Consider the following 24,279-nt stretch of genomic DNA (forward strand, 5'->3'; position numbering starts at 1 on the left):
CCATGTTGCGACAGTCACGTCCGGTCCGGAATCCGCCAGTTCCGCTGCCAGACCGAATCCGACGGCAACTGCTCGCTCTCGCTCCACTGCTGCGTCATCGTGCGGAAGCCCTTGAGCGCCGGCGCGACGATGCTCTCCCAGACACGCTCGACCTCCTCGAAGGTCACCAGCCGCTGCGTCGGCTGCACGTGCTCGTAGTCGGCGAGCAGTTCGCGCGCCTTGTCGCCCAGCCAGCCGACCTCGTCGGCAACCATGCGCTCGCCGATCTGCCGGTTCGACTCGCGCGCGTTGCCTCCCATCGCGAAGTGGGGCCCCGGTGCGTCGACCGGCGGGATGCGCGACACGTCGACGCACTCAGGTTCCAGCGCCCACAGCAGCGACGTCTCGACACGACCGGCATGGTCACCGCCGCTCTTGCCGTCGCCCGCGAATCCCGGCTGGTTCGCTTCGAAGTCGGGCAGCCCGTAGAGCCGCGCGCCGACGTGGGGCTGAATGATATCGAGAAGCGTTTTGAGGTCCTGCCAGTTGGGCCCGTAGTGCCCGGTCAGCAGGATCGCTGCGCGGAAGCCGAGCGAGTCCGCCGCCCGAATCTGGTAGCAGATGTTCTTGAAGTGCATCCACGGCGGGACGGCGGTCATCCAGGCGCGTTCAACTTCGCCGACGGATCGGTGCGCCCATGCGGCGTACCCGCCGACCTCGTGGATGTGCCAGTAGTCCGGCGGCGCGACGATCCCGCCGTGCTCGTGCGCCGCGCGGCAGGCGATGGCATGCGCCTTGAGCGCGTCCAGTCCGATGGCGTTCTGGGGCCCGTGCGGCTCACACAGCCCGTAGGCGAAGTAGACGACGGGACACTGGGCGAACGCTCGCTCCAACTCGTCCGGGAACATGCGTTCCCACCGCACCTCACGCATGTCGTTCTCCTTTGCTCTGACCACGAACCGACCGCGCGTCGCGGTCTGGGTGGAAGTCGTCCAGGTTCACGGGCGACACGCCGTCCAGGATCGCCGTCGCGACGACGTGCGCCGTCGAGGGTGCGAGCAGAATCCCCGTCCGGAAGTGACCCGTCGCGACCCACAAGCCCGGTCGGAGCTCGGCGATGTAGGGGAACCGCCGCGCCGGAGCGGGCCTCAGCCCCGCCCACGTCTGCAGCACGCGCTCGTCGGCAAGAGCCGGGAACGCCCGGATGGCTCCGATCCGGAGCGACTCGATGCCGTCCTCTGTCGTCGACTTGTCGAACCCGACCTCCTCCTGGGTCGAGCCGACGATCAGCGTGCCGTCGTCTCGCTGGACGACATAGGCTCCATCGGCGTTGACCGTCCGGCTGAGCAGCCCGTCCGGCGCGGACATCCGAAGCATCTGTCCCCGAACGGGCCTCACCGGCAGCCGGACACCGCCATCGATCTGTCCCGACCAGCAGCCCGCCGTGAGCACCGTCGTGCCAGCCTGATGCTCGACGCCACCTGCGGCAGCGCCCACGACGGAGCCGTCCGGCGACGATAGGATGCCATCGACAGGCGCGTTCGTCACCACCTCCGCGCCCAAGCCTCGCGCGGCTTCGTTGAGCGCCCGCAGGAGCCGAGGCGGACGCACCTGGGCATCGTGCGGGAAGAACACGCCGCCCAAGACGGACTCGCTGACCGCCGGCTCCATGTCGCGGACCTCAGAAGGCTCCAGCCACCGAGCTCCCAGCCCGCGACGTTGCTGCATCAGCAGGAAGCGCGGGAGCGATGCCCTCTTCTCTGGCGAGAAGGCGAGCTCGAGCCCTCCGCGCGGGCGGAAGCCGATGTCGATTCCCGTGCGTTCCAGAAGGTCGTCCGCCCATGCGGGGTAGCGAGCCAGTCCCTCGCGTGAGAGCCAGCCGTAGGCGTCCTGCGTCGTCACGCGCTGATGGAGGAAACCGGCCGCAGCCCACGACGCTTCGCACCCGACCGCCGCGTTGCGCTCCAGAACCCGGACGCGCGCGCCGCGACGGGCGAGCTCGGAGGCGATTCCCAGACCGATGACGCCCCCGCCCACGATCAGGGCATCCGGGTGACTCGCGCTCATAGCGCGACTCGATCCGGCAGGCACGGTCGGCGGCGTGGTAGACTGACCGTAGGGTCCCCCTCGTGAAAGGAAGCGCGCATGTACGCCATCGCCGACATCTGCATCATCCCTCTGGGCGTCGGGACCTCCGTCTCGGAGCAGGTCACGGTCGCCCATCGCATCCTGCGCGACGCCGGGCTCAACGCCCGCCTGCACGCCTACGGCACGAACGTCGAGGGCGAGTTCGACGACATCATGGCGGCGCTGCGCCGCTGCCACGAGGAACTGCACGCGCTCGGAGTGCCACGCATCTCGACTTCCGTTCGGATCGGGACGCGAACCGACAAGCCGCAGACCGCCGACGACAAGCTCCGTGCGGTCGAAACGCTCCTCGGCGACGCCTAACGGGCTGGCGACACGCGCTCAGCTTCCCGCTCCAGTTCGTCGACGAAGTCCGCCGGATCGTCGAGAATGGGTCCCTCGTTAACGCGGCTCCAGTCGAACTCGGCGTCGAACGGATCGAGCGCCTTCGACGGGTCGAACACCTCCGGGTGAACTGGCACGGCGTCGTAGGGCGAGAAGTCCGGCGTGTCGGTGAAGCAGTCGTCCAGCAGCGATGCCCCACCGTCGTACTGGTTCAGATACGGGATTCCCAGCAGACGTTCCATCGTCTTGAGGATCGACCCGAAGCTGGCGTGCCGCCGCGAGAGGTAGCCGCGCTTCGCCCACGGGCTGATGACCATGCATAGGCTGCGATGGGCGTCCACGTGATCGAGGCCGCCCTGAGCGTCGTCCTCGGTGACGAAGATCGCCATCTCGCGCCAGTAGGGCGTCCGGGAGAGCATCGACACGACGCGTCCCAGCGCGAGGTCGTTGTCTGCCATGTAGGACTCGCGGAACGGGTAGCCGTCGTCGGGGCGTTCCGACGCGCCGTGGTCGTTGGGTAGCATCATCGTGATGAGCTGCGGGAAGGGCTCCGCGCCGCTCAGCCATCGCTCGCGCAGCTCCTGCTCGAACATGTCCGCACGGAACTGGTCGGGCACGTTCATGTTGTAGGTCGCGAACTGCCTCGACGTGCGCTCGAACAGGGCTTGCGGCATGGGGTAGTTGAGCGGTAGGCGGATGCCGGTGAACCGGTGCTCCTGCCGCTCGAAGCTACCCGCGAACTCGAATCCGAGTCCGAAGTTGCGGAAGGACACGCCGTTGCGTTCGAGATGCTCCCAGATGGAACCCGCCTCGTTGTAGTCTTCGGGGTAGATCGCGCCGCTGGCTCCGGTGACGGCGCGGCGTCCTGGCGCTGAACTCGTCGTGATGTGCCGCCGATGTCCGCCGTAGGACGCCGACGTGCTCGTCTCGACCCACTCGTTCGGGTAGACGCCGACGAGCCAGCGGTGACCATCTGCCGAGTGGTCTGAGTCGCAGTAGAAGTTGTCGGACATCGCGTACTGCGCCGCGAGCCGGCGATGGTTGGGCATGACGGTCACGTCCTCGACGGCGAGGCTCCCCGCCGCGTTGACGACGCGCCTGCCCGCGCCGTACGTCGCCAGCGTCGGGTCGCCGTCGACGCCCGGCATATCCCCGAACACCTGATCGAACGTCCGGTTCTCCTTGGCGATGTAGACGACGTAGCGGATGCGATCGCTCCAGTTGGGTTCCGCTGGATCGCTGGCGCGTTCGATGGCGAAGTTGGCGTTGACGACCTGCTGGGTCATCGCCCGCAGCGCGTCAGGTGACGGGATGTCGCACACCTGGACGACGCCCTTCATCAGCCGCCCGACGTTCCTTCCTTCGGGGCCCGGCACGAAGTCGGTTCCGCCGTTGGGTCCGGATCCGAAGCCCTTCGCGTTCGCGATGACCAGTCGCTTGCCATCGGGTGTGACGGCGATCTTGCTGGGGAACCACGCCGTCGGGATGTAGCCCTGTACGGAGAGGAGCCGCGTGTCGATCACGGCGACGGCGTTGACGCCGGAAGCCGCGACATACAGCGAGCGCTCGTCCGGCGACAGAGCCAGGCCGAACGGGATCGCGCCGCGCCATGCGTTAACCGCCGGATGGAGCCGCAGCGGAACCTCGGCGACGACCGTGTGCCGGTCGCGGGCGATGACGGACACCGTGTCGTTGCTCCCGTTGCTGACGAAGACGTAGTCGTCGGACACGACGACCGAGTTCGGGGACGACCCGCCGACGGCAGGGATTCCCTCGACAAGCTCGCCGACGAGGACGCCGGTCTTGATCCGCGCCGTAACTTCCAGCGTCGTCGTATCGACCGCCCAGACCGAGAACGACTCCGGGGCGTTCGGGTCGCCCAAACCGGGGACGTGTCTGCCATCGGGCAGCGTAACGCCCGTTTCGGCTTCGGGCGATGGGAATCCGAAGGCGGGGAACTCCATCGCCGTGGCTTCGGTCCCGTCGTAACCCTCGACGGTCTGGTACTCGAACATGCCGACGTTGGCGACGTAGAGTGTCCCCTCGTCTGGAGCGAGCGCGATACCGAACGGGTACCGACCCACGCGGACGCTCCCAGTGACCTGTCCTGTCTCGAGATCGGCGACGACGACGCGGAAGTTCGCCTGATCGACGGCGTAGACTGTCCGCGCATCCCGCGCCAGGACGAGATCGCCGATGTACGAGTGTTCGAACGCCTTGCCGTTCACCGGCACGTCGCAGGAGATCGTCTGGAGCCGTGTCCCGTCGAGCACGTCCCAGACCATGATCGTGCCGTCGTCGCCTCCGGCTGCCACAAGCCGGCGGCTGTCGGGAAGGAAGGCGAGTCCCATGAAGACGGCGTTCAAGATGCCGGAGTCCGTCTCGACGCCGGGCGGTATCTGCGTCACCGTCGGCGAGTCGGTGTCGATGCCCCGGACGACGGAGAGCGAGAAGGGCCCGGTTCCGCTGTTGGCGGTGACGGCGATCTTGCCGTCGGGGCTGAGCGCCAGCCCGTAGGGATGGGGAGCCACGGTGACCAAGTCGCCGACGGGGCGAACGATGCGCCCGTTCGGAAGGACCGCAATACCCGCCTCGCGGTCGATCTGTGCTGGTCGGTCACCAGCGGGTGCGCTGACTTGGTAACGAGCGTTCGCTGTCGCTGCCGCCGACCCGAGGCAAAGCAGTAGTCCTAACAACCGGAGCTTCACCAGCGCCTCCTGAGTGCGGCACGAGAAAGGGAGCCAATCGCTTGGCTCCCAGTCTGTACGAACGCGAGTCCGATGGCAACCGGCTGGCTGCGTCGCGCCAGATGCGGTCGAATCCCGCGTGACGGAGTTCTTGCCGATGTCGCTGCGAGTCATACGCCCGATCGGCATAGATCCGTTGAAAACGACGATGCGACGATCTCCCACAAGTCATCGGTCACCAACGGTCTTGCCATCGTTCCTCCCTTTCACCGGGAGGATAACCGCAGCGCCACCTTTTGTTAGAGGTTCTAAGTGGGCGCTACATCAGGGCGAATCTTGTGTCAATGCATGGCTGTCGGGCTCTGCCGATCGAGCCTCGTGTGACTCCACAGACGGCGAACCGTTCGGCACTCGTGACGGAACGGGCAGCCACGGCGCGACCCTACAGCTACACGCGAGCGCTGTAGACCAACAACGCTGCTATCATCGCCTATGTCACAACGTCGTCGGGTCGCCGGCTGACGGTGCACGCCCAAGCTCCGTCCAGCAGCCTCAGAAGTTCTTCTGGTCCCACGGTTTGCCGCGCACGACGGAACGGCAGTAGCCGTTGCCGGTCACGTCATAGGCGACCGTGACGGCGTGACTCATCCTAGTTGCGGCTGACGGTTAGGAGCGCTACCATCGCCTCCATGGATGCAGTACGACCGCATACCGCGACACGTCTGATCGCCATCTCATCCGCGATCCTGGCGGTGGGAGTCATTCTGTCCGCTGCTTGGCTGATCTATCCGCCCGGGCGTGGGCTGGTCTATCTCTGCCTCTACACCGTCCTGACGAACACCTACATCTCCCTCCTTCCGTACGAGCCGTTCCTGTTCTACTACTCTGCGCTTTACGCGCCGATGTGGGTCACGGCAGCGGCGGGAGTCGGCGCGCTCCTGTCCGGCTCGATCGATTACGCGACGCTGAACCCCGTGCTGCACCTCGCAAAGATCCGGCGCCACTTCGTCGAACGTCGGCTCTATCGGTGGCCGGTCCGCGTCTATGACAGAGCGCCGTTCCTGTTGATCGTTTTTGCCGCTCTGACCCCGTTTCCGTTCTACCCCGTGAAGTTCCTGGCTCTCTCGACTCGCTATCCGATGGGGCGGTACCTCGCCGCGCTGATGGTCGGACGACTGCCCCGGTTCTACGCACTGGCATCCGTCGGGCATGCGATTCACATACCGCTATGGGTGCTTGTCCTATCGTTCGTCGCGATGTTCGGCGTGACGTTTCTCGGCTCGAAGCTCAGACGCAAAGGCGCGCGCGGCTGAGCCGACATCGTCGGATACAGAAAGGGAGTCCGATGCGGATCCGCCACCCTATCCGCGTTGCATGGAACACGCTGGCGCGGAGATCGCCGATTGACGCCCAGTTGGTCGTTACGAGACGTTGCAACCTGAGCTGCGGGTATTGCCACGAGTACGACCGCACATCGCTGCCGGTCCCGACAGACGTGGCGAAAGAGCGCATCGACGTCCTGCATCGACTCGGAACCGCGTCCATATCGCTTCTCGGCGGGGAGCCGTTGCTGCATCCAGACGTCGTCGAACTGATCCGCTACATCTCTCGGCGGCGCGTCGCCGGCATCATCACAAACGGGTTCCTGCTTACAGACGAGATGATCCGTGCGCTGAACGACGCCAGGCTCGACTATCTGCAGTTGAGCATCGACGCGGCCGTGCCTTCGCCCGACCTCTTCATTATCAAGTCGCTCAAGAGCCTGAGCAGGCAGTTGGAGCTGCTCAGAGCAGCGGCGAGATTCTCGGTGAACGTGAACATCGTGCTCTGTCCGCAGAATGCGGATGAGTTCACAGAGCTCGTAACGACAGTGGAATCGATGGGCTTCCCGGTGACGATCGGACTCGTCCATGGCTCTCATGGGCGCATCATGATCCACGGGGAGCCGTATGTGAGCCTGTGGGAATCCCACTTCCGCCGGGCGACGGGGATGCCCGCCATCGAACGGACATACGGAGCTCGGCTTCTACGCGGTGAGACGCCCGACTGGCGCTGCCGGGCGGGACGGCGATATCTCTACGTGGACGAAGCAGGACGGGTTCAGTATTGCGCCTCGCAGCGCGGGCGTCTCGATGTTGCGCTATCGGAATACTCTCGCCGAGACATGCGTCGGTACGGCGATCGCCGGAAGGGGTGTGAGCCCGGCTGCACGATCGGTTGCGCGTACCGGACGTCCGCCATCGACAACTCGCCCGTTCGGGTAGCGCTGACGTGCTGGAGACTGCTCCTGCCACGGCCGCGTTCGCGATCTACCCCTGGCGGCTCGGCGAACACTCAGAAGTTCTTCTGGTCCCACGGTTTGCCGCGCACGACGGAACGGCAGTAGCCGTTGCCGGTCACGTCGTAGGCGACGGTGACCGCCCGGCGGTCGCGCGGCGACGGATTCGCGTCCGATCCGTGAATGACCAGGGGCCCGAAGAACACGGCGTCGCCTGCCTTCATCTCGACCGGTACGGCGTCCTCGCGCTTCTGAAAGTACCCCGGCAGAAAGACGCCAAAGGAGGTGTTCCGCCGGTCGTGCTCTAGCAGACCGCCCTTGTGGCTCCCCGGCACGAACTGAATGCAGCCGTTCTCGATGTCCGCGTCATCGATGGAGAGCATGCAGTTCATCATCAACGGACGGTTCTCTTTGCGATGCCAGTAACCGTAGTCCTGGTGCCAGGGCGTGATCGTCCCGTCGTAGGCGGCTTTCATGAGCAACTTGCAGTGGAACAGCGAGATGTCGGGACCCATGATGGGTTCGAGGACGTCGAGAACCTCGTCCGAGTGGACGAGCCGCTTGAGCCCGTCGCTGACGAGCTCGCCGTGCATCAACTGGCGAATGCGCTTCGGCTTGGCGGGGTCGTCGTATTCTTCCCAAGAGACGCCGACGCCCTGGGGCGTCTCCGCCGCCATCGCCTCGTGCAGTCCGTCCACCTCCTGCTGAATCTGCCGCAGCCAATCGCCCGTGACGAGCCCCCGCTTCACGAGAAAACCGTTGTCATCGAAGAACGCGCGTTCTTCTGCCGTCAGCGCCATGGTAATCCTCCTCTGCCACCCATTCCGTCACCCATACGGACGCCCTCTCATGGCTGGAAAGGGCTCCATCCGGCATATTCATGTTAGCGTGTCGTGATGCGGGGCGTGCGCTAGCTTGCCAGCGCCTGCGTGAACGCGAGGTTCCGCCGGTTCCCTTCGTCGGGAACGTCTCCTGTCGGCGTCTCCAGCACGAGCCACTGGTCATAGCCGATGTCGCGGATCGCCGCGCCGACCGCGTCGAAATCGACGCCGCCCTCGCCCAAGTGCTTGCCGCCGAGGTCCTTCATGTGGATCTGCGCGATGTGCGGACCCAGCGACCGAATCTCCGCTGGCGAGTCGTAGCCGTAGTTCGTCGCGTTCCCCATGTCGTAGTAGACCCCGACGGACGACAGCCTGACAGCGTGGACGAGCGCGTGATGCTGCTCGCCGCTCAACGTCGATTCGATGCCCAGCGTCACGCCGTACTTGCCGGCGACCTCGCCCGTCCGCTTGAGCCCGTCCACGAGGCGCGGATCGAGCGAGCGCTCCGCTGGGATCGTCCCGTCGCCGAAGAACGGCACAAGGATCACCTTCACGCCGAACTCCGGCGCGACGCGCGAGAGGTGGTTCAGCATGCGGAGTCCCTCGGTGCGCCGCTCGTCGTCCGGGTGGAGGTACGTGTAGCTCGTGAACCCGCCGGGCGAGAACGACGACACCGCGACCCCCGACGCGTCGCTCAGGGCGCGAAGCTGGTCGATACCCGCTTCGCTGAAGAGCGGGCTCGCCTGGTAGTTGCCGCCTAGGCAGATCTCGATCCCGTCGAAGCCGAGCTCCTTCGCCTTCGCAAACTGCTGTTCCAGCGGAACGCGGAGCATCCCGTCGCGGATCCCGAACCGCATCGCCGTGTCCTTCCGATCAGAAGATCCAGAACGTGTACGTCTGCTCCTGCATGATGACGCTGAGAGCGCTCCAGAAGCTCCCGATGGTGAACTCGCCGAGGATGAGTCCCAGGAAAAACGGCGTCGCTCGCTGGAGGGCTTTCAGCCCACCATATCGCAGGATCGCTGCCTTCGCAATCGACGCGATGACGAGGCAAAACCAGATGTAGTCGATCCCGAAGTTCGTCGAGAGGGCGTATCCCGCCGGGTGGAGGGGCCACCACAGGAACTGCATCCGCATCGCCATCAGGAAGAACGTGAAGACGAATCCGACCGCCAGGAAAAAGATGGCAGGCAGGTCGGGGTCGGTCGGCGACATGAGCCGACCCGTCAGCCGGTTGAACGTTTCATACCCGAACCAGTACCCGGGAGCCGTGTTCGTGTTGTAGCTCATGTGGAGCAGCGACGCGAACGAGGCGGGAACCGCGACGACGACCGCCAGCAGGATCGCCCAACTCAGGCGGCGGTTGTCCATGCGCGCCCGCTCCGCCATCTTGTAGGCTTCCAACTGCACGGGCATTGGATGGTTCCGATAGGAGCGGTTGAAGAACCAGTAGATCGTCATGATCGTCAGGCTGGGAGCGCCGAGGCGTCTCGACCCGAAGATGTCGACGAGGATGTGCTCGGCGTTCATGGGCGTCAGCTCGTGCGTTGGGGGACCCAGCTCCGCCCGCATGCGCGCGATCGCCGTCGAGATGCCCAAGTAGATGGCGAAGAAGAGCACCGCGCTCCAGAGCGACATGCCCGCCTGGACGGAGAATCCCACCAGGGCGAGCACACCGACGACGAACCCGCCAATCGCCCAGCGGTAGGGCATCGGTTCCCGCGACTCGTCGATCTCCTTCCGGTCGGGCGTCGCCGCCAGCGCCGTGCGGATCACCTGACCCAGATGGCGGCGGGATATCCAGATCGCCAGCGCCGCCAAGCCGATCCACGCGCCGGATGACTGCTCGTTCAGGTAGGGGAACCCCGGCAGATTACGAAGGCCAGCCGCCGCCGCGAGCACCTGCTGCCCCTTGCGGAACAGGTAGAAGAACCAGATGGAGAAGCACAGGTCCAGCGGCAGGAAGAACGCCAGCCCGACCGCGAACGGGTAGAGGGGCCACGGCAGGCGTCCGATGGCGTTCCACGGTTTCTGCGTGAAGACGGTTCCCAGTTGCGAGAACTTGACGGGTATCACCGGGATCGACGGGAAGAAGTGGTTCAACCCGTTGATGAGGTCGATGCCGCCCGCCAGGGCGAACGCCGCCCACATGACCGGGTTGCGGAACAGCCCCGCTGCGCCCTTCTCGTCGCTCAGTGCAAGCGGAACCTGGATGATCGGGTAGCTCAGCTTTTCGTCTTCGGTCCACGCCTTGCGGACGATCGCGTTGATGCAGAGCATCACGAACAGCAGGACGAAGATGAACCCGCCCCACCAGAGCATCGGGCCCATCCACGCCAGCAGGTTGTGCCGCGTGAACAACGACACGCCGCCGTCATAGTAGCCGTCCATCACCTGTGTATCGCGGATCGTCAGCCACGTGGGCAGATGGGGCTGGATGAGCGTCTGCCACTCGTTCTCCGGCGTGGCGAAGCGAAAGACGTGCGGGATCGACGGGATGAGAATCTGGAGCATGTCGTGCGAGGCGATCGTCGACATGATCCCGATCATCACGTAGATCGTCAGGAGCTCGCCCGGCGTCAGCGCGACGGACGGGAAGAAGCGCCGCACCGCCAGGTTGAGCAGCACAACGACCAGCAGGCTGAAGACGACGTTGTAGAAGATGGACGCGCAGGTGGGGTGCCCGGAGTACCAGACGATCTCGATCTGGATGACCCAGTAGCAGTTGAGCGGGCCCAGCAACAGAGCGATGAGGATGGCTCGCCAGGTGACGCTGCGGGGATTGGGCGCGCTGCCCCCTTTCCTCATTGGCACATGGGTTCAGACGATGCGGGCGCAGCGTGACCGTTGGATGCGTCAGACGTGGGGCTCGATATGCCTTCGGTACGCCTCAAGGGATTCGTCCTCGGTGAAGAGCCCCGCCAGGTCCATCAACCGGTAGATGCCGACCCGATGCAGAAGCCCCCGCTGGTGCGAGTTGCTGGGTAGCAGCAGGTCGTTTTCCTGCTTGCCGCGCAGCATGGCGACCGTCGCGACGCCGTGCTTGTACGCCGCCGTCGGAGCCTGGAACACCCAGTAGGACAGCGGAACCGTCGGCAGGAGCCACCGCCGGTAGAGCTCGATATCGCCTGCCGCCAGGGCGTTCAGCGCTTGCTCTGCCACGTCTTCGAACAGGCTCATGCAGCCCAGCAGTGCGTGGCTGAAGTCTCCGAAAGGATAGCGAACGCCCGATGACTCGTAAACCCCAGCGGCGACCGGATGATCCGTTCCCTCGATGAGCTCGACGTAGTGGTAGTCGTCGCCCGTCTTGACGATCTTGCCCAACGCGGCGAGCCGCCGTCGGATGTCGATCTCCCGGTCTTCATCCAGGAGCGATATCTTGGCGCTCTCGAAGTTGGGAAGCTCCATGACTCGGTAGAACGACTCGCCGGGGAAGTAGCCCCTCATCCGCGCGTTGAACATCTCTCCGAGCCAGTGAGCCAGCAGGGGACCTTCCGCCGCCGCGTCGATGGCGCTGTAGACCTCGACGAAGTCCGATTCGGTCCGCCCGGCGAGATACGGTGTCGGGAACACGGCGACTTTCCCGCCGAGCGACTGAATCTCTCTCACCTGCCGGATGTACGCCTGGGCGATCGCCCGATTGCTCGGATCGAACGCGCGGATGTCATCGGTTCCAGCGCCGAAGTACCAGCGGCGTCCGTTCGCCTGCTCGGCGGTCTGCTGGAGCAGATAGGCGACGTGTCCACGCGGCAGGATGTCGCGTTGAGCCGTATCCATGCCATCCGCGACGCCCAATCCTGCGTTCCAGATGTGCTCGCGGATCTCCGCCGTCTTGGTCCAATCGACGACGCTCAGGTCGAACTCGGTCTCGCTGCCGGCGTAGTCGGGGTTGATGACGATGTGGACGGCGGCGTCCACTTCACGGACCGGAGTCGCGGGTTGGGAGGCCCGAGGCGGCTGCCCGAAGAGACGCGCGCGAGGGATGTAGTACTCACGGGAACCGTCGCAGGTCGGAAGCCATATCCCCGTCTCAGGCATGGGGAGCCCTTTCTGTCGCGTACGTCTGCCGCGCGTTGGGGTGTCGATCCGTGCGTGCCGTCATCCCAACCTTCTCCCTCGATATGGACGGAGAGGGCGAGGGAACCGGACGCAGCGGCTTACCGGCGCATCTGGGCTTCGACGATTTCGAGGTTCTGCCTAGACTGCCGGGTCAGGGGATGGTCAGGACCCAGGAACTGCTCGCAGATGCGAAGCGCGCGTTCGGTGCATTGTCGCGCACCTGCCACATCACCCAGTTGTAGAAGAACGCCGCCCAGGTTGTTCACGTCCCTCGCGACTTCGGGGTGGTCTTTGCCGTACGCCGTTTCGTCGATGCGGAGGGCGCGCTCGAAGTGCTCCTTCGCCCCCTCCAGATCGTGCAGGTCTCGCAGAACGCCGCCCAGGTTGTTCACGTCCCTTGCGACTTCGGGATGGTCTTTCCCGTACGCCGCTTCATCGATGCGAATGGCGCGCTCGAAGCAAGCCTTCGCGCCCGGCAGATCGCCCAGGTCGTGCAGAACGCCGCCCAGGTTGTTCACGCACATCGCGACGGTGGGGTGGTCTTTGCCAAGGGCAGTCTCCAAGATAGGCAGGGCGCGCTCGAAGCACGCCTTCGCCCTCGGCAGATCGCCCAGGTCACACAGAACGCTGCCCAGATTGTTCACGAGTGTGGCGACGTTGGGATGCGCTTGTCCAAGGAGCGTCTCGAAGATAGATAAGGCGCGCTCGAAGCAAGCCTTCGCCCCCAGCAGATCGCCCTGGGCTCGCAGAACGCCGCCCAGGTTGCTCACGCCGATCGCGACGGTGGGGTGGTCTTCGCCGTACTTGGCTTCCGCGAGTTCGAGCGCCCACGTCAGGTACTCCTTCGCGCGGGCGAAGTCGGCGATCTCCCGCATCAGCCTGCCGACGTCCAACACGAACTCGCCTACATCGCCGCCGAGCCCGAGCGCCCTGACGCGCTCCAAGACGGCGATCATGTGGGGAACCTCGGACCGCAGCGCTCCCAGCCGCGTCACGAGCTCGGCATCCTCGACGTGGATCAACGGCGCATACGCCCGCGCGACCGAGAGCGCTGCCTCCTGCTCCGCCTCCGGTTCCTCGGCGACCTTCTCCCGCACGAACTCCTGAATCAGCCGATGGCAGACGATCCGTCCCGCGTCCGCCACATCGAGCATGCCGATCTGCCGCGCCTCGTGCAGCGCGTTCGCGAAGCGCGTCGGAGAGGGAGGCGCATCCGACAGGCCGCTTGCCGCCGCGAGCAGGTCGGACCCGATCGAGTTCGGCGCGTGGAACGCCGCCGCGACGACGACCTGCTTGGCGTCGATCAGGTTCCCGTCTTCCGTCAGGCGTTCCCAGGTCGTCCCGAACGTCGCGCGCACGCCTCGCACGTAGTCGTCGGGGTTGGACTCATCGAGCACGGCGACGCAACCCATCTTTTCGAGCATCGCGTCGTAGTCCTCGAAGGAGACGTCCGTGCGGGCGTTCAGGTAACCGACGGCGAGGCGCAGCGCCAGCGGCAGGTAGCCGACGCGCTCCGTGATGGACGCCGCCTTGGCGTGCTCGGGCGAGCCGGGCTCCGGTCGGCGTCGCTCGGAGCTCTCGGCGCGCGATAGCAGGAGTTCGAGCGCGTCTTCGGGGCGCAGCAGGTCGAGCCGCATCGTGTCGAGTTCGGCGGTTTCGGCGAGGCGCAGGACCCGCGTCGTCACGAGCGCGTGGTGTCCCTTCACGCCCCGTAGCGCATCCACCCACGGCTTGACGGTTCCCCACTTCTCGACGTTGTCGAACACGACGAGGAGGGGCTTCGTCTTCTGCTGGAGGGCATGAACCACCTTGAGGATCGCCGTATCCTGATGTGGTTCTTCGATGTCCAACGTGATGGCTTGGTTCGCCATCGAGGATCGGGCGGACCCCTCGTCTGCGACGACCCAGTAGACGCCGTCGGGGTAGTCGTCGCGGTGGCGGGCGGCGTATTCGGCGGCGAGCTGCGTCTTGCCGATGCCGCCGATGCCGGATAGCGCCGTCACCGAAAGGGCGTTGGCGGATTCGAGCCGCCGACGAACTTCTCCGAGTTCGTCGCTGCGTCCGATGAACCCGTCTCCGAGGGATGCCGGGGCGAAGGTGGGAGTCGGGGCAAGTTCAGGCTTCGGTGCGTCTGTCCTAGGCGCGGGAAGCGGTTCCGGGCCTACGAGCTTGAATGCCGTGACCTTGTTCCGGTCTAGACGACGTACGATAAGCCAACCTGCGGCACCCAATGCCGCAGCCACGGCCGAAGGCACAATCAATGGGACCCAGTCCATCGCGCGGACTCCTTACCCGAAGATCCGGTCGCGTTCGCGGCGAGTCTTCAACTAGAGATATGTCGCATCTCGTTGGATTCGGCAAGATGGTTCTGTCGGCGGGCGCGTCCGTGGTCGGCGGCGCGTCCGGCGATTGCGTGTACCGTTCGATGGGCATTGGACGTTTTTCACGTGAACGTGGCGTATTGGCAGCGCTGCGGCTGTGCGACGAGCTCTCCGGGACGACCGTTTGCAGGCGGCGTTCCCAAAGAGGGCGAACTCAGATGGGTTGGCTTCTAGAACGCATGCAAGACGTTCTCACCCGTGTCCTGCTCCGACAAGGCGTCTGGATGCTCCGCCACGGACGGGCGAAGACCGCCCTGGCGATCGCCACGCGAGCCCTGCACACCTATGGACGCCTCGATCCCGACTCCGGCGAGACGGTCCCGCGTCAGGAGGACGACTACGCCGACGCCCTGCTCCTCAAGGCGCGCGCGTTGGCGCATGTCCACTCGCCCAACGCCGTGGGGGCATATCTCCGCGCCCGGCAGTGGACGTCGCTCCAGCCGGAGGACATCGACTTTCTCGGCGGTTACTATCTGAACCACGTCCCCAAGACCTTCTCCGCGTTCCCCATCTATCTCGACTGGTACAAGCAGGCGGAAGACCCCGACGACGCCGAACAGCGCATCCGGCGAGTCGCCGAGATCCGCCAGAACGAGCTTCCCGACGAACCGACGCTGCCCGTTCGTCAGGAGTTGAACGAGTACCTCGCCGCGCATTTCCCGACGTGGCACTGGACGCTCGAGCATCTCGCCAACTGCCACCTGGTCTACGAGGACCTCGACGCCGCGCACGCCTGCCTCGCGGAATGGTACGCGCGGGAACCGGACAACCGCGAAGTGCGTTCGCGCGAACGCCTCACCGCAGGTCAGCGCCACTTGGCGGCGAATCAGCTTCCGGAAGCCATCGGAGCCTTCGAGACGTCGATGGCTGCCCACGGCAGCGCTGCCGAGGCAGCCGCCCGGGAACTGCTCTCCGTCGTCCGCCGGGCGCGGCTCAGCAAGGCGCAGGTGCGGCACATCCGTCGGGCGTTCGACGGGTTCAGCCTCCGCACCGATGACGTGGGGCTCCTCGTCGATTACGCGACGTGGGTGGCTCAGTCGGACGACGAGGCGGCTCTGGCGACGCTCCACCGCGCCGTGGACATCGACCCGCAACATCCGACGGCGCTCTGGGAGCTCTCCATCGCTCTCTATCGCCGAGGTCATCCCCAGCATGCCTTGGAGCATCTCGACCGGTTCCTGCGGATACGTCCCGACGACCTTCGGGCGACCGTCTGGGCGTCGCGCATCGCCGAGGAGGTGGGCGACTGGGAAAGCGCCATCGCGTTCCTCGACCGGGTTCCGACGCGAAACGCCCAGCAAGACCTGCGATACGCCCGCGCCTTGATATCCCTCAAGCGAACCGAAGCAGCGCGCGACCTGCTGACGGCACTCGACCTGAACGCGCTCCCGGCGGAACAGCGCGCAGTCGCCGAACGTCTTCTCGCCGATGTTCTCTACGAATCCGGTGATCTCGACGGAGCCGCCGAGCGCTACGAAATCCTGCTGGATACGTCCGACGACTGGACGCTCTACTACCGCCTCGGCGTCGCCTTCCTAGCCCGGCAGCGTTGGGAGGACGCCCGCGACGCGCTCTCGGAGGCGATCCTGCGGAACCCGGGGCACGTTCCCTCGCTGAACGCGCGCGGCAGCGCGAGCTTCCACCTGGGAGACCGCAAGGGCGCGTCGGAGGACTTTCACGAAGCGCTCCTGCACGACCTGCATCAGCCCAAGACGCTCTACGCCCTGGCGCTCTGCCTGATCGACGATGACGTGGACCTGGCGGCGACGTTCCTCCGACACGCCGTCGAATACGCTCCCGACATGGCTGGAGCCTGGCTCGCCCTGGCTCGGATCGCGGAGGAGGGCGAGGACTGGGCGGAAGCAACGAGAGCGTACCGCAAGGCGATGGAGAACTCGGACGATCCGGCGATCCACGCGCGGCTCGCCTTCGTCGCCCTGAGATCCGGAGACCACAGCGCCGCGACGGAATACTTCGAACAGCGAGCCGACGCGGACGACGCCGACGCCTTCGCCCGCTACGCGCTCGGCATGTGCAGCTTGCAGGCGGGCGACCTGGTACGCGCTGCTCAACAATGGCGCGCCAGCCTCTTGGTGCGCGACGATCCGAAGCTCCGCGAGGACCTCGCGTGGCTTCACATCCGGCTCGCAGACGCGGCGGCGGCTCGCAACCGAGCGGAGATGACGCAGCACTGGAACACGGCGATCGACCGCCACCCGGAGAGCCCCATCGTCGAGGCGCTCGTCCAGCGCTGGACGGCGGAAGCGGTCCGGCGGCTGCGGTATCCCGAATCCTTCCATCCGTCGTCGCGCGATTTCCAGATCGCCTACGACCTGATGTCCGATGTGCTCCACTACACGGAGGGTGACCCGGTCTATCGGCTGATCGCGGGGCTCTGCGCCGCGCGGATGGGCGATTGGCAGCTCGCCGACGATCTGGTGGAACCCCTTACGAACGAGGGGTTGTGGGCGACGGAGGCTGCCTATTTCGCCGCCGTCTGCCGGATGGAGCGGAACCTGCCCGACAGCACCCTGGCGATCCTCGAAACGCTCGGCAGAGACTGGGGCCCCTGGGAACCCTATGCCCAGGCGTTCCGCGTGCAGGTGTTCCTCTCGTCCAGCGACATCGATAAGACCGCGCGCGAACTCGCCATGCTCCGCGCGATGGCTCCCGAGCACTGCACGCAGGAGACGACGCTCGCCGTCCTGCTCCACCTGCGCGTGTGGCGGCAGCTCTACGATTTCGTTCAGGAGCTCCCGTCCGAGGATCGCTCGCCCCTGGCGTTCTACGCCCACGGGGTCGCCGCCCTCATGCTCCGGCGCGAGACGGAAGGCATCGAGCGCTTGGAGCAGGTTCCGGCGGGCTCGGAATGGGATTCGGCGGCGCAGTCGCTGCGTCTGACAGGCTACAAGCGGCAGGCGCTGCGGGCGTTCCAGGCGCTTGGGTGGTCGGAAGTCGCCCGGTCGCTCGAAGCGGTCGTCCAGATGGACGAAGACGACGAGACGGTGCGCGACTGGCTGGAACGCGCCAAGGTCTTCGCTCTGCTGTCGAGCCAGGACCCCGGTTCCAGCGCAACGCTCGTCGCGAAGTGGCGCGAGCGCATCCGCCGCGAGCCGACGGACCCGCGTCCGCTCCATCAGTGGGCGACCTTCGCCTACTGGGACGCCCAGACTGAGCCGACCCCGGAGAAGTGGCGTCACGCCATGTCGCTCTGGGGAACCCTCCTCAACCTGGAGGGCTACTGGCGGCGTTGGATCGCGGATCGGCTCAAGCGGCACGACCCGAAGTCGTGGATCGTCGCCAACGAGGACGAGACGTTCTGGACGCGCGTCGCCGCGATCGTCGCGGCGCATCGAACACGCATGATGGAGTCGCTCACGTCCGAGATGACGGACTCCGTCCTGCGGGCGAATCCTGCGTCCGAGGAGCTCGACGCGCTCGTGCTGGACTTCCTGCGCGAGTATCGCACGTCGATGCTCTGGCGCGAATGGCTCGACGAGAACTCGGACCTGCGCGACGCGGTGCTCCCTTACGGCGGCGATCTGTTGGAGACGCTCCACCGGCTCGACGAGGCGCGGGACATCCTCTCGACGACGCTGAACCTGGAGCCGACGTCGCTGACCGAACGCCTGCTGATCTACCTGTCGCCGCTGGGCTCGCTCATCGCGGCGGCGGAGACGGGCAACGAGCGGTTCGCCCACCAGCGGGCGCGAGGGCTCTTCACGAGTCCCGACGCCACGGAGCGGCGCTATGCGCGGATCGTCTACGTCTTGGCGACGCGGCACGGCGACTGGCTCACGGCAGCGCCGCGCGAAGGTCTGGAGACCGCCTTGACCGCGGTGGTCGCCGCCCACGAGGTCGGGCACTCCTCCGTGATCGCCGAAGTGGCTTGGGGCCCCATCTTCGCCCGTCTGTCGGACGCCATCGTGGCGGAGGTGGAAGGGCTCGCCAACCAGAACACCGAAGAGCGGATCCGAATCGCCGCCGACATGCGCGACCTGCTGCGCCGCGCCTACGAGACGACGCGCATGGGTTCGCTCATCCACGCCATCGTGCGCCTGACGATTCTGGAAGTGCGCGCGCGGGTCGTGCTGGGCAGGCGGGGACGCCGCGCCGCCGATGATCCCTACTTCTCGGAGCAGGACGCCGAGGCACTTGGGCTCCTCCAAGAAGCGCTCGCCCTCGCGCCCGACCACGTGACCCTCCAGCAAGAGGCGGCGCAACTCAGGCTGCGGCGCGGGCTCGTCGCCGCGAGCGAGGACCGGCTCAACGAAGCGTTGATCGACTTCTCGCGCGCCCACGAGCTCGATCCCGTGAGCCACCGCATCACGACGACCTACGCAACGTTCATGATGGAGCAAGCCGCGCGCGTGTGGATGGAGACACGCGCCGACGCTCAGCGGGAAGCGCTCTCGCTGGCGCATCGCGTGCTGTCCGCCGACCCGACGGATCCGCAGCTTCTCGCGCGATGCGCTCGGTTCCTCGATCTGCCGGAGGCGCATCCGCTTCGGGAGACGCCCGAATACCGTCGGCTCGCCGCGCTGTTCCTGAGACAGGAGGGCAACCATGAGTCATGAGCCGCCTGCCCGGCGCAACGGACGCGCCATCCGGCTCTACCGCGATCCCCGCGATCAGCGCGAGCTCTTGACGGACACCCTCGGCGTCACGGTGGATGCGAGCCTGTCGGATGCCCGTGGCGGACTCGACAGCGCCCCGACGGCTGCCGCGAACCTGCTGGGACGGCGCAAGCGGGAACGGGCATGGGAGGAGCTCCAGGACCCGGTCAGTCGGCTCATGCAGGAGACGACGCTCTATCCGGTCGAGCCGATCCCGTCGCCGAACGACCCGGAGTTCCCGTCCTACGAGCCGAAGCTGCCCGACCCGCCCTCGCTGCACGATACGTCGGCGGCGCTCGAACGCCTGCTGGACGCCCTCGAAGACGCCCTTCCGCCGCGTCCAGAGCCGCCGGAGCCCGTGTTGCGGCTTGAGGCGGAACCGCCCCTCCCGTCGTTGCCCGACCCGGAGTTCACCGACCGCTAGGCGCGCCCGATCCGCCCTTCGCGCGATCCGCTCTCGCGGGAATGACGCCGGACTCCGCCAGACGCCGACCGACGTTCCACGTCATGACGTGCCGGGTTGAGACGCCCCGCTGTATCGACTATCCTCCATCCCTGACGTGACTGCCTTTCGATATCTGAGGAACGCATGAGCCTTTGGATTCTCGGCGACCTGCTGATCCCCGGCATCGACGATGACCCTGTGCCCCGCCCCGCGATCCGTGTCGAGGACGGCGTCGTCCGAGAGATACGCGCCCGCGACGCCGTGTTCCAGCCTCCCGCTGGCGATGAGGTTCTCGACCTCTCCGGCGCGACGCTTTTGCCCGGCTTGGTCGACGCCCACGTCCATCTCTGTTTCCGACCCGACCGCTCGATGGCGCACGTCGCCGAGGTTCCGCTCTCCGAGCTCTTCTTCCGCACGCTGCGGAACGCCCAGGGCGCTCTCGCCAGCGGCGTGACCACCATCCGCGACTGCGGCGGCAGGGACTTCGTCACGCTGGCGGTCCGTGACGCCATCGACGACGGACTCGTCACGGGCCCCCGAATCCACGCCTGCGCCATGCCCATCACGACGACGCGCGGACATCTCCATTACTGCGGCGCCGAAGCGGATTCTGCCGACGAGATGGTCAAGAAAGTGCGCCAATTCGCCAAGGCGGGCGTCGACTACATCAAGGTCTGCGCCACCGGCGGCAGGAACACGCCGGGCAGCAACGTCTTCGGCGCGCAGTACCGCCAGGATCAGTTGACCGCGCTGGTCGAGGACTCGCATCGGCTCGAACTCAAGGTCGCCTCGCATGCGCTCTCGATGCCGGGGATCGCCTACTCGGTCGCCGCCGGTGTCGATACGATCGAGCACTGCACGTGGTACGCGCCCGGCGGGTTCGATTACGCCCCGAATGTCGTCGAGGAGATGATCGAGAAGGGCATCTACGCGGGATTCAACTTCAGCGGACCCTTTCGCGCCGCGCTCGACCCCGACGGCGTTCTCGACTTCGCCAAGATCGCCGACCACACGGGCGAGCTGCGCGGCAGAATGCGCGAAGCCGGGCTGCCCTATTTCCTCTCGACCGACGCGGGCATTCCCGGCATGCCGCACGAGGATTTCGCGCTCTCCATCGAGGTCGGCGCACGGTGCATGAGCTTGCCGCCCATGGAGGCCATCCGCCGCGCGACGAGCGAACCGGCGCGCGCCATCGGCGTCGAGGCGGGAACCGTCGAGGTGGGCAGACGCGCCGACATCCTCGCCGTGAACGGGAACCCGCTGAAAGGGCTCCAAGCCCTGCGCGACGTGCGCGCCGTGATCGTTAGCGGCCGGCTCGTGGTCGAACGCGGGAACGACGCCACCTGGCTCCACGGAACCGCCACGCTCCCACCGCGCCCTACTGGAGAGGAAAGCCGTTGATCGACTTCATCACGGACGAGATCGCCATCGGGAACCGACACGACGCGAGCGATCTGGATCTGCTCCGGGAGCAGTCCATAACTGCTGTCCTGAACGTGGCGTGGGACCTGGACATCGTCTATCCGCCGGACGTTCCTCCCAGGGCGTCGTATCCCGTGGAGTACCACAAGGTCGGTATGATCGACGGCGAAGGGAACGCGCCGGGAACGCTGGCGGCGGCGGTGCTGGTTCTGCAGCAGATTCTCGAGCGCCATCCGCGAGTGCTGGTGCACTGCCACGCGGGCGTCAGCCGGTCATCGACGGTGGTATCGCTCTTCCTCGCGGTGCGCGACGGCATCCCGTTCGATGCGGCGGTCGCGCAGGTGCGCAAAGCCCGCTGGGTGATCGACCCGCACGCCGCGCTCGTCGCGCTGGCGAAGCAGGCGCGGGAGCTGCTGGAAGCGTAAGTGTCGTCTGGACAGAGACACGCGACATGCCCCAGCCGAACATCCTCATCGTCACGACGGATCAGCAGCGTGCCGATAGCCTAAGCTGCTACGGGAGCGGCTTCACCGAGACGCCCTACCTCGATCGGCTCGCCGCACAGGGCGTCCGGTTCGACCGCGCCTACTGCCCCAATCCCGTCTGCACGCCCTCGCGCGTGTCGCTGTTCACGGGCAGGCAGGTCAGCCGCCACGGCGTCTGGAACGTCGGCGTCAACTGCCCGCCGGACGAGGGGATGATCTCCCACCGGCTCGCCGACGTCGGCTACCGCACGCACTACATCGGCAAGGCGCACTTTCAGGCGTTCGGCGCTAGCAGGGATGCGTCCCAAGAGGATGTCGGCGGCTGGAAGCGTGGCTACGACGGCTGGAACGCACCCTACTACGGCTTCGAGACCGTCGAGCTCGCGCTGGGGCACGCGACCTACGGCATCAGCGGTCACTACGGCGAGTGGGTGCGCCGCGCCGTCGGCGACGAGCAGGCGACCGCCTGGGAACGCGCCCGCAACCTGTCGAGCGTCGGGTTCGGCGGGAACGCCTTCGACTGGGATATCCCGCCGGAGTATCACAACAGCGCCTGGACAGCGGATCGCGCGGTCGCGTTTCTACGGGAACGCGACTCGTCGCAGCCGTTCCTGTTGGCGCTGGGGTTCGAGGACCCGCACCATCCCCACGCGGTTCCGACGGCTCTCCGCGAGCGGGTCGATCCAGAGCGCGTTCCCCTGCCCCGATTCGTCGACGGCGAGCTCGACGACAAGCCGCCGCACTTCCTCGAAGCCCGCGAGGGACGGCTTGAAAGCTCCGCCATGCGTGGGCAGTTCCACGTCGCCGGGCAAGGCGGCGGCGCGGATTATCGTCTGGTCTCGGAGCGGGACGCGCGGCTCGGACGAGCCTACTACTACTCGCTGGTGCGGTTCGTCGACACCCAGTTCGGGCGAGTGTTGGACGAGTTGGATCGTCTCGGCATCGCCGACGACACGCTCGTCGTCTTCACGTCGGACCACGGCGAGCTCCTCGGCGATCACGGTCTGTGGATGAAGGGCCCCTTCCACTATGAAGAGCTCGTCCGCGTTCCGATGATCGTCCGATGGCGGAACGGCTTCGACGGCGGGTCCCACACGGACAGCCTGATGAGCCTCGTCGATGTCGTGCCGACGTGCCTATCCGCCGCTGGGTTGCCGGTTCCCGACGATCTGGACGGAGTAGACATGCTGCCGGCGCTGCGAGGAGAAGCCGTGTCCACTCGCGACGACATTCTGATCGAGATGACGGACGACCCATCGAAGCTGCGCCTCAAGACCGTCGTCACGAAGAACTGCAAGCTGACCGCCTACGCCGGACAGTCCTACGGCGAGCTCTACGACCTCGACGCCGATCCGGGCGAGCAGGTGAACCGATGGGACGACCCCGCGTACGGTGCGGACAAGGCGCGTCTGCTCGGAAGGATCATCGACTACTCGGAACGGATCGAACGCCGCCAACCCCGCCTCTGCTACGCCTGACGGATAGGAGCCGCCCATGTCGACGACCCGCGAGCGATTCCTCGCCGTGATGCGCGACGGCGACGTGTCCCTGGGGCTTCCGGCGATCGAGTGGGCGGGATGGTGGCATCTCACCCGCGAGAACTGGCTGCGACAGGGCGCGCCGGAGAACACCGACCTGCGCGTGTGGTTCGGACTCGATGAGCATCACCAGATTTGGTATCCGCCGAACCGATCCGGCGTCCGGCACATCAAGAACGAGGGCGACTACGACCGCATCCGCTCGCAGCTCTACCCGGAGCCGACGTTCGACCCCGACGGCATGGCTCGCCGCCGCGCGCGTCAGGAGAGCGGCGACGCTTTCCTGTGGCTCACGCTTGAGGGTCCCTTCTGGTATCCGCGCACGCTGTTCGGCATTGAGCGGCATCTCTACGCGTTCTACGACCAGCCGAAGCTCATGATCCGCATCAACGAGGACCTCGCCGAGTTCAACATCCGCGTCATCGAGGCGATGTGCCAGCACTACACGCCCGACTTCATGACCTTCGCCGAAGACATGTCCTACAACCACGGGCCCATGATCTCCTACGACATGATGGACGAGTTCATGGGGCCCTTCTATGAGCGCGTCGTGCCGGAGCTGACCCGCCGAGGCATCCTCCCGATGATCGACAGCGACGGCGATATCGAGCCGCTTGTCCCGTGGTTCGAGGGCGTCGGCATCCAGGGCATTCTGCCGCTGGAGCGCATGGCGGGCGTCGACGTCTGCCGGATGCGGGGGAACCATCCGAAGTGGCGGATGGTCGGCGGGTTCGACAAGACGGTCATGCACAAGGGCGAAGGCGCGCTCCGCGCGGAGTTCGAGCGCATCCGTCCCGCCGTGCTGGGCGGCTACTACGTCCCTAGCTGCGACCACCAGACGCCGCCCGCCGTGTCCATCGAGGACTACCGGCTCTACGTCCGGCTGCTGCGGGAGTTCTCGGACGACATCGCCCATGAAGCGAGTACGCGCAAGACCGCGTAGCTGTCTGTAGCCCGAGCTTCTCTGTCGATGCGGGAACGGCGAAGCCTTTCGCCCCAGCCTGCTCCCGCGATGGCGTGAGGAACGTCGTCCTATCCGCGCGTCCGCGAACGTTGTCGGTCGCCGAATGAGCGTGCGATAATGAGCCTGGAGAGG

General features: G+C 66.2%; 17 protein-coding genes. 9 read left to right on the top strand and 8 right to left on the bottom strand.

What is annotated here, in order from left to right:
• Positions 1 to 14: 14 nt before the first annotated feature.
• Both FJZ36_02250 and thiO read right to left on the bottom strand, forming a co-directional pair.
• Positions 15 to 911 (bottom strand): creatininase family protein, encoded by an 897-nt coding sequence (locus FJZ36_02250; GenBank protein ID MBM3213722.1) that lies wholly within the window; start codon positions 909 to 911, stop codon positions 15 to 17.
• Positions 904 to 2,202, bottom strand: coding sequence for a glycine oxidase ThiO (thiO, locus tag FJZ36_02255; GenBank protein MBM3213723.1), 1,299 nt, complete (start codon positions 2,200 to 2,202; stop codon positions 904 to 906). Before thiO ends, FJZ36_02250 begins: the two co-directional genes overlap by 8 nt.
• Between thiO and FJZ36_02260 the strand changes: the two genes are divergently transcribed.
• Complete coding sequence (locus tag FJZ36_02260; protein ID MBM3213724.1) at positions 2,125 to 2,430, top strand: MTH1187 family thiamine-binding protein; 306 nt, start codon at positions 2,125 to 2,127, stop codon at positions 2,428 to 2,430. The two genes, thiO and FJZ36_02260, sit on opposite strands and share 78 nt — an antisense overlap.
• Here FJZ36_02260 and FJZ36_02265 read toward each other — a convergent pair.
• A complete protein-coding gene (locus FJZ36_02265; GenBank protein ID MBM3213725.1) occupies positions 2,427 to 5,327 on the bottom strand; it encodes a bifunctional YncE family protein/alkaline phosphatase family protein in 2,901 nt (966 codons plus the stop codon). The genes FJZ36_02260 and FJZ36_02265 overlap by 4 nt on opposite strands.
• A gap of 500 nt (positions 5,328 to 5,827) precedes the next feature.
• Here FJZ36_02265 and FJZ36_02270 point away from each other — a divergent pair, with 500 nt between their 5' ends.
• Together FJZ36_02270 and FJZ36_02275 are read left to right on the top strand one after the other, a co-directional pair.
• Positions 5,828 to 6,451 carry a VTT domain-containing protein gene (locus tag FJZ36_02270; protein ID MBM3213726.1) on the top strand — a complete coding sequence of 208 codons (624 nt, stop codon included), beginning with the start codon at positions 5,828 to 5,830 and terminating at the stop codon, positions 6,449 to 6,451.
• Positions 6,367 to 7,524: a radical SAM protein gene (locus FJZ36_02275; GenBank protein ID MBM3213727.1), complete on the top strand. Its 1,158-nt coding sequence runs from the start codon at positions 6,367 to 6,369 to the stop codon at positions 7,522 to 7,524. Before FJZ36_02270 ends, FJZ36_02275 begins: the two co-directional genes overlap by 85 nt.
• Here the strand turns inward: FJZ36_02275 and FJZ36_02280 are convergent.
• From FJZ36_02280 to FJZ36_02300, 5 genes are all read right to left on the bottom strand, one after another.
• The gene (locus FJZ36_02280; GenBank protein MBM3213728.1) at positions 7,473 to 8,216 is read right to left on the bottom strand and encodes a phytanoyl-CoA dioxygenase family protein; all 744 of its coding nucleotides are present in this window, start codon (positions 8,214 to 8,216) and stop codon (positions 7,473 to 7,475) included. The genes FJZ36_02275 and FJZ36_02280 overlap by 52 nt on opposite strands.
• A gap of 110 nt (positions 8,217 to 8,326) precedes the next feature.
• Positions 8,327 to 9,094, bottom strand: a complete 768-nt coding sequence (locus FJZ36_02285; GenBank protein ID MBM3213729.1) for a sugar phosphate isomerase/epimerase — start codon at positions 9,092 to 9,094, stop codon at positions 8,327 to 8,329.
• A 16-nt stretch (positions 9,095 to 9,110) separates the two neighbouring features.
• Entirely contained in the window at positions 9,111 to 11,045 is a 1,935-nt protein-coding gene (locus tag FJZ36_02290; protein MBM3213730.1) for a hypothetical protein, read from the bottom strand.
• A gap of 48 nt (positions 11,046 to 11,093) precedes the next feature.
• Positions 11,094 to 12,275 (bottom strand): dihydrodipicolinate synthase family protein, encoded by a 1,182-nt coding sequence (locus tag FJZ36_02295; GenBank protein ID MBM3213731.1) that lies wholly within the window; start codon positions 12,273 to 12,275, stop codon positions 11,094 to 11,096.
• 119 nt (positions 12,276 to 12,394) lie between these two features.
• Positions 12,395 to 14,572 carry a tetratricopeptide repeat protein gene (locus FJZ36_02300; protein ID MBM3213732.1) on the bottom strand — a complete coding sequence of 726 codons (2,178 nt, stop codon included), beginning with the start codon at positions 14,570 to 14,572 and terminating at the stop codon, positions 12,395 to 12,397.
• On the opposite strand from FJZ36_02300, the gene FJZ36_02305 reads away from it, so the two are divergent.
• From FJZ36_02305 to FJZ36_02330, 6 genes are all read left to right on the top strand, one after another.
• A complete protein-coding gene (locus FJZ36_02305; protein MBM3213733.1) occupies positions 14,527 to 19,254 on the top strand; it encodes a tetratricopeptide repeat protein in 4,728 nt (1,575 codons plus the stop codon). The two genes, FJZ36_02300 and FJZ36_02305, sit on opposite strands and share 46 nt — an antisense overlap.
• On the top strand, positions 19,244 to 19,717 hold the full coding sequence (locus FJZ36_02310) for a hypothetical protein (protein ID MBM3213734.1): 474 nt from the start codon (positions 19,244 to 19,246) through the stop codon (positions 19,715 to 19,717). Before FJZ36_02305 ends, FJZ36_02310 begins: the two co-directional genes overlap by 11 nt.
• Positions 19,718 to 19,882: 165 nt before the next feature.
• Positions 19,883 to 21,139, top strand: a complete 1,257-nt coding sequence (locus FJZ36_02315) for an amidohydrolase family protein (protein MBM3213735.1) — start codon at positions 19,883 to 19,885, stop codon at positions 21,137 to 21,139.
• Positions 21,082 to 21,585 carry a dual specificity protein phosphatase family protein gene (locus tag FJZ36_02320; protein MBM3213736.1) on the top strand — a complete coding sequence of 168 codons (504 nt, stop codon included), beginning with the start codon at positions 21,082 to 21,084 and terminating at the stop codon, positions 21,583 to 21,585. Before FJZ36_02315 ends, FJZ36_02320 begins: the two co-directional genes overlap by 58 nt.
• A 26-nt stretch (positions 21,586 to 21,611) precedes the next feature.
• Complete coding sequence (locus tag FJZ36_02325) at positions 21,612 to 23,123, top strand: sulfatase (GenBank protein ID MBM3213737.1); 1,512 nt, start codon at positions 21,612 to 21,614, stop codon at positions 23,121 to 23,123.
• A 16-nt stretch (positions 23,124 to 23,139) separates the two neighbouring features.
• The gene (locus FJZ36_02330) at positions 23,140 to 24,126 is read left to right on the top strand and encodes a hypothetical protein (GenBank protein ID MBM3213738.1); all 987 of its coding nucleotides are present in this window, start codon (positions 23,140 to 23,142) and stop codon (positions 24,124 to 24,126) included.
• Positions 24,127 to 24,279 lie beyond the last annotated feature (153 nt).

This window comes from Candidatus Poribacteria bacterium, assembly GCA_016866785.1.
Lineage (GTDB): Bacteria > Poribacteria > WGA-4E.

What these genes read in the sequence shown, in the direction of transcription:
- FJZ36_02250 (MBM3213722.1), bottom strand. Translation starts at nt 911, where the DNA reads ATGCGTGAGGTGCGGTGGGAACGCATGTTCCCGGACGAGTTGGAGCGA.
- FJZ36_02260 (MBM3213724.1), top strand. Translation starts at nt 2,125, where the DNA reads ATGTACGCCATCGCCGACATCTGCATCATCCCTCTGGGCGTCGGGACC.
- thiO (MBM3213723.1), bottom strand. Translation starts at nt 2,202, where the DNA reads ATGGGCGACCGTGACCTGCTCCGAGACGGAGGTCCCGACGCCCAGAGG.
- FJZ36_02265 (MBM3213725.1), bottom strand. Translation starts at nt 5,327, where the DNA reads ATGCCGATCGGGCGTATGACTCGCAGCGACATCGGCAAGAACTCCGTC.
- FJZ36_02270 (MBM3213726.1), top strand. Translation starts at nt 5,828, where the DNA reads ATGGATGCAGTACGACCGCATACCGCGACACGTCTGATCGCCATCTCA.
- FJZ36_02275 (MBM3213727.1), top strand. Translation starts at nt 6,367, where the DNA reads ATGGGTGCTTGTCCTATCGTTCGTCGCGATGTTCGGCGTGACGTTTCT.
- FJZ36_02280 (MBM3213728.1), bottom strand. Translation starts at nt 8,216, where the DNA reads ATGGCGCTGACGGCAGAAGAACGCGCGTTCTTCGATGACAACGGTTTT.
- FJZ36_02285 (MBM3213729.1), bottom strand. Translation starts at nt 9,094, where the DNA reads ATGCGGTTCGGGATCCGCGACGGGATGCTCCGCGTTCCGCTGGAACAG.
- FJZ36_02290 (MBM3213730.1), bottom strand. Translation starts at nt 11,045, where the DNA reads ATGAGGAAAGGGGGCAGCGCGCCCAATCCCCGCAGCGTCACCTGGCGA.
- FJZ36_02295 (MBM3213731.1), bottom strand. Translation starts at nt 12,275, where the DNA reads ATGCCTGAGACGGGGATATGGCTTCCGACCTGCGACGGTTCCCGTGAG.
- FJZ36_02305 (MBM3213733.1), top strand. Translation starts at nt 14,527, where the DNA reads ATGCCGCAGCCACGGCCGAAGGCACAATCAATGGGACCCAGTCCATCG.
- FJZ36_02300 (MBM3213732.1), bottom strand. Translation starts at nt 14,572, where the DNA reads ATGGACTGGGTCCCATTGATTGTGCCTTCGGCCGTGGCTGCGGCATTG.
- FJZ36_02310 (MBM3213734.1), top strand. Translation starts at nt 19,244, where the DNA reads ATGAGTCATGAGCCGCCTGCCCGGCGCAACGGACGCGCCATCCGGCTC.
- FJZ36_02315 (MBM3213735.1), top strand. Translation starts at nt 19,883, where the DNA reads ATGAGCCTTTGGATTCTCGGCGACCTGCTGATCCCCGGCATCGACGAT.
- FJZ36_02325 (MBM3213737.1), top strand. Translation starts at nt 21,612, where the DNA reads ATGCCCCAGCCGAACATCCTCATCGTCACGACGGATCAGCAGCGTGCC.
- FJZ36_02330 (MBM3213738.1), top strand. Translation starts at nt 23,140, where the DNA reads ATGTCGACGACCCGCGAGCGATTCCTCGCCGTGATGCGCGACGGCGAC.